Genomic DNA, 12,252 nt, shown 5'->3' with positions numbered 1-12,252 from the left:
TCAATAAAACATTATGACGATTGAAATGCTCAACCATGATGCGATCGGCAATCAGTGTCAAGAACTTACAGCACTGCTAACCCGACACACCGACGGTAAGGGAGACGGTTCTCATAAAACAGATATAGATCAGCTAGAGTTCGCGCGAGAATCTTCTGTTTCTGCCGCACTACCCCTTCTCTGTCAACCTATTCTCGGCATCATCATTCAGGGCAAAAAGAAAGCCTTGCTGGGTGAGGAAACCTATTGTTATGGCGCGTCTCAATATCTTGTTGTCTCAGTTGATTTGCCTCTGAGCGGATTTGTGGTTGAGGCAACCCCAGACAAGCCTTATTTAGGATTTAAGCTGAATCTAGATCCGCGCCAACTTTGTGATATTATTGCCCAAACAATCCCCAGCGCGCCTAAGAAAGAAGATTCGGTTAGAGGCTTGTTCGTCAGCACCGCCGATGCACCGTTGCTCGATTGCGCGCTCAGACTAACAAAGCTGTTAGATACGCCGCAGGATATCCCGATCTTGGCACCGATGATTGTCCGCGAAATCTATTATCGTCTGTTAATGGGCGAACAAGGCGAAGCTGTCCGTCAGATTGCGACATCCGGCAGCAATATGCAGCGCATTGCCGAGGTAATACAACTGATCAAAGCAGATTTTACGCAGCCGATGCGAGTTGAGGATTTAGCTGAGAAAGTTAAGATGTCTCCTTCATCCTTCTATCACCATTTCAAGCAAGTGACATCAATGAGTCCCATTCAATATCAAAAGCAATTAAGACTATTAGAAGCGCGCCGCCTGATGCTTGCCGAAAACTCCAATGCGACGACTGCTGCCTATGATGTAGGTTATGAAAGCCCGTCACAGTTCAATCGCGAATACAGGCGGTTGTTCGGCGCACCTCCGTCTCGCGATATTGCTCGGCTCAAAAGTAGTTAAGAAGCTCGATGGTATAGCAGTTGACAGTTGACAGAAGAGCGCGAAAAGCGACTTGCCCGCCCGCGAAGTCGAGGGGAGTCGAAGAGTTGACAGAAGAGCGCGAAAAGCGAAGTCGAAGAGTTGACAGTTGCATAACGGGCATCAATGGTTTGATGCAGTAAGGATATCGGCTCTATTCATGAAGTTATTTATGTCCCAATACGGTTTACTTAAGACTGTTCAGTCTATAAAATCATGTGAAAAATAAACACTGCGATTGCTTCGCGGGTACGCTCGCAATGACAAAAAAACTTTAAGTGAACCGTATTGATTTATGTCCTAACCGCCGAGAAGGTTGCTATACAGCGAAAGTTTTTAATAAGATTGCTATTTCAAAGATGATATTGAACACTATTTAACTAGACTTGATCTTGCCAAGTTCGCTCAGCATTTTTGTCATCGTTAAACTGTCCAAAGGCTTAGAAAACAAATATCCCTGAGCTAATTCGCAGTCGAGTTCCCGTAGCTGTGCTAACTGTTCGGCTGTCTCCACACCTTCGGCGATCGCATTTAATCCCAAATTGTGAGCCAAAGTGACGATCGCCCGCACAATCTGCAAATGCTGACCCCCGCCGTCACCGTTTTCGATCGCGCCCAAGCGACTCACAAAAGAGCGATCGATCTTCAGCGTATCCAGCGGAAAGCGGTGCAAGTAACTCAAAGACGAATAACCCGTACCAAAATCGTCGATCGACAATCGAATATTTCTAGCTTTTAATTGGGCGAGCACAATATTGGCTTTAGTCACATTCTCTACGATCGCACTTTCAGTAATCTCCAATTTTAAACAACTCGGAGCACAGCCAGTTTCTGCCAATATTTCATCTATGTGTTCGATTAAATTTGCCATTCCTAACTGTTTAGGAGAAAGATTAACACTCATTGTTAATTTTGAAGGCTCGACAATTGGTAACTCTGAATTAGTGATTGGTAATTGGTGATTGGGAATCGGTAATTGGGAATCGGGAATTGGGAATTTTTCCCATGTTCCTTCTTCCTTCTTCCTTCTTCCTTCTTCCTTCTTCCTTCTTCCTTCTTCCTTCTTCCTTCTTCCTTCTTCCTTCTTCCTTCTTCCTTCTTCAATCAACATTTCTTGCCAAACTCGCAATTGCCTGCAAGCTTCCCGCAGCACCCAAGCTCCCAGAGGCACGATCAAGCCTGTTTCCTCGGCTACAGGAATAAAGGTAGACGGCGGTACTAGACCCCGAACCGGGTGCTGCCAGCGTACCAAAGCCTCAAAACCCTCGATCGCACCGCTGGCGATCGAGACAATTGGTTGGTAGTGTACAATAAAGTCCGAACATTCATCCTTACTCGCACCTAATTCTTCCTTACCAAAAATAGCTAGTCGCAAGTCAGTTTCTAACTGCAACAGCGAGATAGTTTGGTCGTGCATCGCCAAATTAAATACCTCGTAGCGGGCTTTTCCTAAAGCTTTAGCCCGGTACATAGCAATGTCAGCATCGCGCAGGAATTCTTCAGGGTGAGCGTACAACTGCGATTCGCCTCCTGTTTCGGTTGCTGCGACTTCGCCCCGACTGAAAACAATCCCAATGCTAGCAGTGGTAAATACTTCGTGTCCTTCGATATTAAACGGTCGTGTCAGTTCTGTTTGTATCCTGTTAGCTGCTAGGGTGGCGTCGCTGAGGCTCTGAATGTGGTCTAGCAGGATTGTGAATTCGTCTCCCCCAAGACGGGCGACGGTATCAGAAACGCGCACGCAGGTTTGCAGGCGGTGCGCTAGGGCGACTAGCAGTTTGTCTCCGAGAATGTGTCCTAAAGAATCATTAACTACTTTGAAGCGGTCTAAATCTAAGAATAGCAAACCAAATTTATAATCGGGGGAATGTTTCGAGCGGCGGATGGATTGTCGTAGCCTGTCGATAAACAAAACGCGGTTCGGTAAACCTGTCAGGGCGTCGTGAAAAGCACCGTGCAGCAGTTGCTTTTCTACTCGCTTGCGCTCGGTGACATCTCTGATAATAATTTGGGCGGCGGCTGAGCCTTGATAAATAGCGGGGATGCCGGCGACTTCAACGTCGATGATTTGTCCGTCGAGCCGCATCAGTTTTTCTTCCGCCAGCTCGATCGGCTGATTTTCTTCCTCGACTTGCCTCATGCGCTCTTTGGCTGTTTCCACATAGTTGGGATGGACGAATTTCAATACCGGAAAGCCGATGAGCGCTGCTGGAGAGTCGGCGCCGAGGAGTTTAGCGCCTGCTGCATTGATGTAGGCTATTTTCCCTTCACAGTGAACGGCGATCGCTTCGGGAGACAGTTCTACTAAACGGCGATAGCGTTCTTCACTTTCTTGAAGAGATAGTATCAAATCGCAGCGCTCTTTTTCTGCTTGCTGGCGTTCCACTTCCATTTGGTAAACTGCCAGAAATTTGCCGATGCTTTGAGCCATCAATTCTATGATTTCTATTTCGTGGCTTTCGATTTTTTTGCGCCGAATTTCTGGCGAACTAAAACTTAACGTACCGTAGGCTTTATTGTTAACAAATATCGGGGTTCCGATGTAAGATTCTAATTTGCTTTTTTGATAAACTGCACGTTCCCGGACTTCTGAGTTTGCTCCCACATTAAAAAATAGCTGCGTTTTTTGATGTTTCATCACGTCGGCGCAGTAAGTCTCGCCCAGAGGCAATTTTAAACCGCGCTCGAAATATCCCAAATTGGTTTTTACTGCCCGCACAATAAAAGCTTCGCTTTCAACTTCAGCCATGATGCCAATAGAAAGTCCAAACATCAAACAGCCTGCTGTTAGATAATCGTCAACCAGTTCTTCAAAGTTTTGATAATGATAAGTTGTAATCCGGTGCAAGTGTTTGAGATTGGCGCTGAAAGTTGCTAAGGCTTGAGATTTCAAAAATAATTCTTCTTCCGATCGCTGGCGGTCGGTGATGTCTGTTTGCACTGCAATAAAGTGGGTTAAGTGGCGCCGCGAGTTGTACACCGGAGCGATCGACAGTTCGTGCCAAAAAGGCGTCCCATCTTTCCGAAAATTGCGTAAAATAACTTGAGATTCTTTCCCTTGTGCCATGGCCCGGCGCAATTGTTTAGCAGCGGCTGTGTCAGTGTCGCTACCGTAGAACAACCGGCAATTTTGCCCGATTAAATCGTCTCTGCGATAACCTGTAATCCGCTCAAAACTGGGATTGACATAAATAATCGGATGGTGTGCAACCACCGCATCGGCGATCGCAATGCCGTTGCTACAACTTTCGATCGCCCGTTCCATCATTTGCAACCGCTCTTGCGATCGAATCCGCTCGATCGCCGCGGCTAATACGTTGGCGATCGCTTCTACAAAATAAACGTCATCTTGACTGAATACCCGCCGCTGATTGGTGTGAACCCCCAAAACGCCCCAGGCCGGTGCAGAGGAAGTATTCGTCGATGCTGCGTGTCCCCAGTTTCTTTTCCCCAGTCCCCGATTGCCGGGAACGATGACTGTCACGCCACTGAATGCCCGGTGGTTGTGTAGCAGCGGCGACTCGCTAAAGCGCGTTTCCAGCCGCAAATCTTCGACAATCGTCGGTTGACCCACGAGCAATGTGTAACCTGCTTGCGATCGACTAGAAGCGGTAACAGTGGCGTTACCCACAAGTCCGGGCTGCCACCCCGCACCCGCTCGCAACAGAAAAGCATCACCTGAGGGCAGAAGTTCTAACAACTGGCAATAATCAACGTCCAGCGTTTGAACAATCAATATCGCTGCTTTGTCCATCAATGCCAACAAATCTGTTTCGACTAGGGCATGCTGTCCCAAGTAAGCGACGGCCGCTTGCTGGCGGGCCCGCAAGTGGATTGAGGTGAGTAATTCCTGCTCCTTGGTGGCAGCTAGCTTGCGCTCGGTAATGTCGCAAAACACCGACAGCACAGTTTTTTGCGACAGCAGTGTCAAATACCGCATCGATACAGTTGCCCAAAACAGCGTCCCGTCAACTTTTTTGAGGCGGACTTCTGTCTCGCGGACGTGTCCGTTGCGGGCGAGCTCTTGCAGCAGTTCTTGGCGCTCTGCGGGGTTGTTGTAGAGGATGGAGGCTGGTTCGCCGTCGATCGACTCCCGTGCCCCCAGGCCGAAAGCCTGACGGCATAAATCGTTGCTGTAAAGAATTTTGCCCTCAGCCACAGTGCTGACGATCATCGGCATCGGCATCGAATTGGCGATCGTCAGCAGCAATTCTTTGGTTCCTGGCAACTCTTCGTACAAGTCTGGCTTGGCGGCACAGCCCTGACAGTCTTCACCGTTTTCAGGGGTCAAACTTTCCATTTTTGAATCGATCCATTGAGCGGATAACTTTTTTAAACTTAGGGTAACGGACGATTTTCAGATGCAGAGGACGCTCGACAGTACCCCACTACATCAATCTTAACCAGAACAATGTCAATCTACGTCCCAAAACTGATCGAGAGGAGTTTGACATGGACTCCCAGTGGAGAGCGCATCTATCTTTGGTAGGAAAATCTACTGTTCCTGAAGTTGCATTAAATTTTCATGTATGGCTCAATAGGGTTCAGATAAGATAAGACGTACATTGAAAGCGCGTCTATACAAACGATGTCCGCCTCCGGGGACACCAGAGGATAATGTAATTTAATCAACCCAGGGTCTTCAACCCGCTGGGAGTGGGTTGTGTTCCTATAAAAGCGGTTTCAACCGCCCGGTCATCCGCAAACAACTACCCAAAACTATCCGAGGAGAGAGGAAAATGCTTGAATCTTACCGCCAACACGCTGCCGATCGCGCCGCATTGGGAATTCCACCGCTGCCGCTAGACGCCCAGCAAACGTCAGAACTCTGCGAATTACTCAAAAATCCGCCGCCGGGGGAAGAATCCGCCTTAATCGAATTATTGCGCGATCGTGTACCACCGGGCGTAGATAGTGCCGCCTACGTCAAAGCAGGTTTTCTGACCGGCATCGCCAAAGGCGAAATCCACAGCCCCCTAATTGCTCCCAAATGGGCAGTTTACCTGCTGGGGACAATGATGGGCGGTTACAACGTCCAATCTTTAATCGATTTGCTCAATCCTACTGCTGAAATCGCTATCCCCGCCACGGCAGCCCGCGCCTTGAGCAAAACGCTGTTAGTATTTGACGCTTTCCACGACATTCTCGCCCTGTCGGATACTAATCCCTACGCCAAGCAAGTAGTCGATTCTTGGGCCGATGCTGAGTGGTTTACCGGTCGCCCCGAACTAGCGGAAGCAATTACGGTAACAGTCTTCAAAGTGCCAGGAGAAACCAATACCGATGACTTGTCTCCCGCACCTCAGGCTACCACGCGGCCGGACATTCCCCTGCACGCTTTGGCAATGCTCGAAAGCAAGATGCCCGGATCTCTGGAAACGATCGCCCAATTAAAGCAAAAAGGTCATCCCGTAGCCTACGTTGGCGATGTTGTCGGCACCGGTTCCTCGCGGAAATCGGCGATTAACTCGGTGCTGTGGCACATTGGTAACGATATTCCGTTTGTACCCAACAAGCGCAACGGCGGTTATATTCTCGGAAGTGCGATCGCCCCGATTTTCTTCAATACCGCTGAAGATTCCGGTGCATTGCCGATCGAATGCGATGTCGCCCAAATGGAAACCGGCATGGTAATCACCATCCATCCCTACAAAGGCGAAATCACCAACGAAGCCGGAGAAATCATCTCCACCTTCACCCTCAAACCCGACACAATTCTCGACGAAGTGCGCGCCGGCGGCCGGATTCCGCTCTTAATTGGACGCACTTTAACCGATAAAGTTCGCGAAGCTTTAGGACTAGAAATCAGCCAGATTTTCACCCGCCCAACAGTACCCGCCGATACCGGAAAAGGCTTCACTTTAGCCCAAAAAATGGTAGGGAAAGCTTGCGGTTTAGGTGGCGTTCGTCCCGGCACATCTTGCGAACCATTAATGACCACAGTCGGTTCCCAAGATACCACCGGGCCCATGACTCGCGACGAATTAAAAGAACTAGCTTGTTTGGGATTTAGCGCCGATTTGGTAATTCAAAGTTTCTGCCACACCGCCGCCTATCCGAAACCAGTTGATGTCAAAACTCACCACGAATTACCCGATTTCATGGCACAGCGGGCAGGTATAGCTTTGCGGCCGGGAGACGGCATTATTCACTCTTGGCTGAACCGGATGTTGTTGCCGGATACAGTCGGAACTGGTGGCGATTCTCACACTCGTTTTCCTTTAGGAATTTCCTTCCCTGCGGGTTCGGGATTAGTAGCATTTGCTGCTGCTTTGGGCGTCATGCCTTTGGATATGCCAGAATCGGTCTTAGTCAGATTTAAAGGTGAATTGCAACCCGGAGTAACGCTGCGGGATGTTGTGAATGCCATTCCCTACGTAGCAATTCAAAAAGGTTTGCTGACAGTCTCGAAACAGAATAAGAAAAACGTCTTTTCTGGGCGGATTATGGAGATTGAAGGTTTGCCCGATTTAAAGGTCGAGCAGGCTTTTGAATTGACCGATGCCTCCGCCGAGCGTTCTTGCGCCGGATGCACCATTAAATTGAGCGTAGAGACTGTTTCTGAGTACATTCGTTCTAATGTCGCGCTGCTAAAAAACATGGTCGCGCGGGGCTATCAAGATGCGCGCACGATGATGCGCCGGGTGGCGAAAATGGAGGAATGGCTGGCGAATCCGGTGTTGCTGGAAGCGGATGCTGATGCTGAGTACGTGGAAATCATCGAAATCGATCTCAACGAAATTACAGAACCCATTGTGGCTGCGCCGAATGACCCGGATAATGTGAAGCTGTTGAGTGCGGTTGCGGGCGATCGGGTAGACGAAGTATTTGTCGGTTCCTGCATGACAAATATCGGTCACTACCGCGCCACTGCGAAGGTATTGGAAGGTTCAGGAGAAGTGAAAACTCGCCTATGGATTTGTCCGCCCACTCGCATGGACGAACAGCAACTGAAAGAAGAAGGTTATTACAGCATTTTTGGAGCCGCTGGAGCGCGCACAGAAATGCCGGGATGCAGTCTTTGTATGGGAAATCAAGCGCGGGTTAAAGATGCCACAACTGTATTTTCAACTTCGACTCGCAACTTCAACAACCGCATGGGCAAAGATGCACAAGTTTATCTCGGTTCGGCGGAATTAGCGGCTGTTTGTTCGCTGTTAGGTCGCATTCCCACAGTCGAAGAATACCACGAGATTGTCGCGAAAAAAATCAATCCTTTTGCTGGGGATTTGTATCGATATTTGAATTTCGATCAAATTGCTGGATTTGAGGATGAAGGACGAGTGATTGCTTTGGAAGATATGCCTCGAATTGAGGATATTTTGGGTATTCCTGAAGGTGTGTTGAGCAAGTAATTCAGTTGACAGTTGACAGTTGACAGTTGACAGTTGACTGTTGACTGTTGATTGTTGATTGTTGATTGTTGATTGTTGACTGTTGATTGTTGATTGTTGACTGTTGACTGTTGACTGTTGATTGTTGATTGTCAGCGAAGTCGAAGGGCTGACCGCTTGACAGCACTCGATCTGGAAGAAAGAGGATTGGAGAAATGAATAGTCAGATTTTAAGTTCTCCATACAATGATTCCGGCTTTAAACCAATTCTTTCTGGTAATATGAGCGAAGCTTACTGAGATGGTTATTTTGAACCGCAGATAAACGCAGATGAACGCAGATGAATGAATTTTATCTGCGTTCATCTGTGTTCATCCGCTTACATCTGCGGTTCAAAAAAATCCCAGAATCTGGATCAATCATCCCCCGCCTTTTGTTTACAATATAAGTAGGGGGGGGTTCACCAACAATCTCTAATTCCCATCCATGATATCGCTCGACTCGCCGATTCACATAAATCTGAGAATGGTATAAGGTTCGTAGTGTGGACTTTAGTCCGCAATAAGAGCGGACTAAAGTCCACACTACGAACCATTTTTGTTATGGTCATACCATGATGTGATTCTGGCGGCTCAAGCAATATTGGAAGCAAATGCAGGGAATGAAGTTGTAATTGTTACTACAAATGTGGGGCATTTGTCTCAGTTTGTGGATGCTCGCGAATGGCGATTAATTTCATAAACCTGGATTGTTGACAGAAAAACTTCAGCCAAAGCCCGATCGCACTTACCTTTTGATATACTTTCAACTACAGATATTTTTACAGATACCGTTAGCGAGATCAACAGCATGGTGGCAGAAACAGCGGACACAATCGAAAAAACCGACGATCGCACGCAAACCCGGTTTTGGGGTAAAGTTACAGTCATAGACGCAGGCGATCGTTACAAGATCAATCGCATCGAAGTCAAACCGGGACACCACATCCGCACCCAAATGCACTATCACCGCAGCGAGCACTGGGTTGTCGTCTCCGGTACCGCTAAAGTAATCTGCGATGATAAAGAGACGATTCTCATGCAGAAACAGTCCACCTATGTGCCGATGAATACCGCTCACCGCGTGGAAAACCCCGGCGTCATTCCCCTAGTGATGATTGAAATCCAAAATGGCGAATACCTCGGAGAGGATGACATTATCCGTTTCCCGCAAGATGCTGAGGACGAAGATTGAGCCGCACCAGCTTAACCAAAAAGTAAAATTACAGGCAATTAAAATTATAGGGGCAATTTCTGAAATTGCCCCTACACGATTATATTAAGGTTGTTAAACACGATAGTGTGATATAGCAATTGGCGATCGTCCTAAGGCAAAGCTGCGTTTTTCAAATCTACATTTGCCATATTGGCATCTTTCAAATTAGCCCCAGTCAAGTCCGAACCGTTCAAATTAGCACCAGTCAAATTAGCACCAGTCAAATTAGCATCCCGCAAGTTGACCCCCTGCACGTCGATTCCCGACAAACTGCCGCCCCGCAGGCTGACATTAGCTAGATTCGATACAGACTGGCGAGCATTTCTCAAGTTGGCACCTGCCAAATTAGCACTTTCTAAATTAGCGCCCACTAAATTAGCGCTGGTGAGGTTCGTATTTTTCAAACTAGCAATTACTAAACCCGCCAGACTCAGGTTAGCGCGAGTAAAATCAGCACTCTCCAAATTTGCTCCGTGCATTTTAGCTGCAATTAGACTCGCACCTGGCAATTTAGCTTGTTTCAGATTTGCTTGTTTCAGATTTGCTTCGTTCAAATTGGCACCGCTCAAATTGGCACCGCTCAAATTGGCACCGCTCAAATTGGCACCGCTGAGATTCATACCAGAAAGCTGCGCTCCTGTCAAGTCACAACCAGTACAATTTTTAGTTTCTAATAGCTGCTTGACGTGTGATACGTTTTCTGCTTTGACTCCTGAAGCAAAACCGATCGCAATTAGCAGCCCTGTTGTTGTTAAAATTCCAAATTTCATATACTCACCCTCAGCGATATCTCTCTCTACTAATAATATCCAACATTTTTAGAGAGAGTGGGGTGATCGGTCTCTTCGATAAACTGTGACAATCATCACCCTATTGTGCACAAAAGATGATAGAATTATTGACGTTTCAACTACCCAAATCTCTTGTAAACAATTATTGCTTTTTCAGGAACCAAAAGGGGAAGGATTGCGTCGGTTCTAGACGGACACCCGTGATGCTGTTCTGAGCAAAAGTATAGTCCTTATCCTGCCAAAGGGGGATGAAAGGTACATCTTGACCTAGTATGTCTTGAATTTCGGCAAACAAAGCTTTGCGGGTTTGAGGGTTTGCTTCTTGGCGCTGCTTGGCAATCAGTTGATTTACCCGATCGTTATAATAAAACGAACCCTGCCCCTGACTGGCACCCTTCTCGCACCCGCCGGCCGCCGAACCCGTCGCACAATCCAAAAACGGCTGAATGTAATTGTCAGCGTCGAAAAAGTCAGCGTACCAATCCACTAACACCGCAGGATAAATCCCCTTCTCTATATTCTGAAACAAAGTCGGAGATTCAACGCTATTAACTTCCACCTGCATGATCCCGTCCATTTTGAGTTGCGCCAAAGCTTTGATCGTGCTCGCCACTAAAGCGCGTTTCGTGGAACCAGAAGGATGCCAGATTTGGAAAACAAACGGATTAGCCGCCGAATATCCCGCTTTTGTTAACAATTCCTTGGCTTTGGTCATGTTGGCGTCGCCGTACATTTCTTTAAATACAGGCTTGTTAACGTCGAAGGTTGTGGGAATCAGGCTGTACAGCGGCTGCGCTTGTCCTCGGAGGACGCGATCGTTAATTAATGGCCGATCCATCGCCGCAGCGATCGCCTGTCTGACTTCCAACTTATCCAGCGGTTGAGACTTCATGTTCAGCGTCATATAACTAACTGTACTGCTCTCCCCCGCGATTTCCTGCCATTTTCCTTTTTTCGCTCCCTCGTCCAAGCTACGAACTTGATCCGCATCCAGAGACAAATAAGCTACATCGATCGCCCCAGTCCGAAAAGTATTAAACAAATTTGAAGAACTCGAAAGCAGCAAAATGTCAATACCTTTATTGACTGATTTTTCCCCCCAATACTTATCAAATGCGTCAAACTTCAGAGAATCGCTACCGTACTTCGCCAACTTGTAGCGTCCAGTTCCTACAAAGGTATCCGGTTTAAATTTACCGTCCCCAATCTGGTAAGCTTTCGGAGAAATGGGACAAAGACCGGCAAATGTCAGCAGGGAAGGAAAAGCAGCAAAAGGCTTTTTGAGTTGAAAAGTTAATTCGTATTCGCCCGTCGCTTTCACCGATTCTACTGCGTCGCCCAACAAGAAACTCGGACGGCCGCCATTTTTGATAAACCGCTGCAACGAAAATTCCATTGCTGTGGCGTTAAACGGTGTGTCGTCGTGAAAAATCACGCCTTGACGCAGGGGAATTGTATATGTCAATCCGTCCTTGCTAACTTTTGGCATTGCTGTCGCCAAGTGGGGAATTAACTTTGTCGTTCCCGACTCGTAGGTGTAGAGAGTGTCGCCCAAATTTCGCAGCAGTTCCCCTGAGATGGTTTCGTAAGCGTCCGCAGGGTCGATCGTCCGCAACTTCAATGTTGTGCCAATTGTAATGCGATCGTTGTTGGGCGAATTGGGCGAATTGGGCGATCGAGAAGCGGACTGTCCGCAACTTGCCGTTAACAAGCAGCACAGGCAGAACAGAGCTATAATTTTGATCGCTGAAGGTTTTATAGATATTCTCGACTGCCACTTGTTGATTCCCATCATCTTTTCTAGACACTCCAAATTAGTAATTATATTATCAGGACTTACGTACTTTTAAAGTAGAAACCGGGTTTCTTGGTAGATAGTCTGTGGCAAAACCTCCCAAGCAGCAGCTTATCGCTTCGGGTT

Annotated in this window: 7 protein-coding genes; 4 read left to right on the top strand and 3 right to left on the bottom strand. The window is 47.6% G+C overall.

The features are described 5' to 3' along the window. The first annotated feature begins 13 nt into the window (after positions 1-13). Complete coding sequence (locus QZW47_RS13430; protein WP_293127926.1) at positions 14-934, top strand: AraC family transcriptional regulator; 921 nt, start codon at positions 14-16, stop codon at positions 932-934. Between the two features lie 394 nt (positions 935-1,328). On the opposite strand, the gene QZW47_RS13425 is transcribed toward QZW47_RS13430, so the two are convergent. After that, positions 1,329-5,252 carry an EAL domain-containing protein gene (locus tag QZW47_RS13425; protein ID WP_293127924.1) on the bottom strand — a complete coding sequence of 1,308 codons (3,924 nt, stop codon included), beginning with the start codon at positions 5,250-5,252 and terminating at the stop codon, positions 1,329-1,331. A gap of 439 nt (positions 5,253-5,691) precedes the next feature. Between QZW47_RS13425 and acnB the strand changes: the two genes are divergently transcribed. From acnB to QZW47_RS13410, 3 genes are all read left to right on the top strand, one after another. Further along, positions 5,692-8,307: a bifunctional aconitate hydratase 2/2-methylisocitrate dehydratase gene (gene acnB, locus QZW47_RS13420; RefSeq protein ID WP_293127922.1), complete on the top strand. Its 2,616-nt coding sequence runs from the start codon at positions 5,692-5,694 to the stop codon at positions 8,305-8,307. Between the two features lie 576 nt (positions 8,308-8,883). Further along, positions 8,884-9,027, top strand: a complete 144-nt coding sequence (locus tag QZW47_RS13415; protein WP_293127920.1) for a hypothetical protein — start codon at positions 8,884-8,886, stop codon at positions 9,025-9,027. Between the two features lie 99 nt (positions 9,028-9,126). Continuing rightward, entirely contained in the window at positions 9,127-9,519 is a 393-nt protein-coding gene (locus QZW47_RS13410) for a cupin domain-containing protein (protein ID WP_293127955.1), read from the top strand. Between the two features lie 131 nt (positions 9,520-9,650). On the opposite strand, the gene QZW47_RS13405 is transcribed toward QZW47_RS13410, so the two are convergent. Continuing rightward, complete coding sequence (locus tag QZW47_RS13405; protein ID WP_293127918.1) at positions 9,651-10,310, bottom strand: pentapeptide repeat-containing protein; 660 nt, start codon at positions 10,308-10,310, stop codon at positions 9,651-9,653. Positions 10,311-10,473: 163 nt separating this feature from the next. Beyond that, positions 10,474-12,123: an ABC transporter substrate-binding protein gene (locus QZW47_RS13400; RefSeq protein WP_293127954.1), complete on the bottom strand. Its 1,650-nt coding sequence runs from the start codon at positions 12,121-12,123 to the stop codon at positions 10,474-10,476. Between the last annotated feature and the right edge of the window lie 129 nt (positions 12,124-12,252).

This window comes from Microcoleus sp. bin38.metabat.b11b12b14.051, from assembly GCF_013299165.1.
Taxonomy (GTDB): domain Bacteria; phylum Cyanobacteriota; class Cyanobacteriia; order Cyanobacteriales; family Microcoleaceae; genus Microcoleus.
The sequence above is the reverse complement of the archived record's forward strand: the minus strand, read 5'-3'. Positions and strand labels throughout refer to the sequence as shown.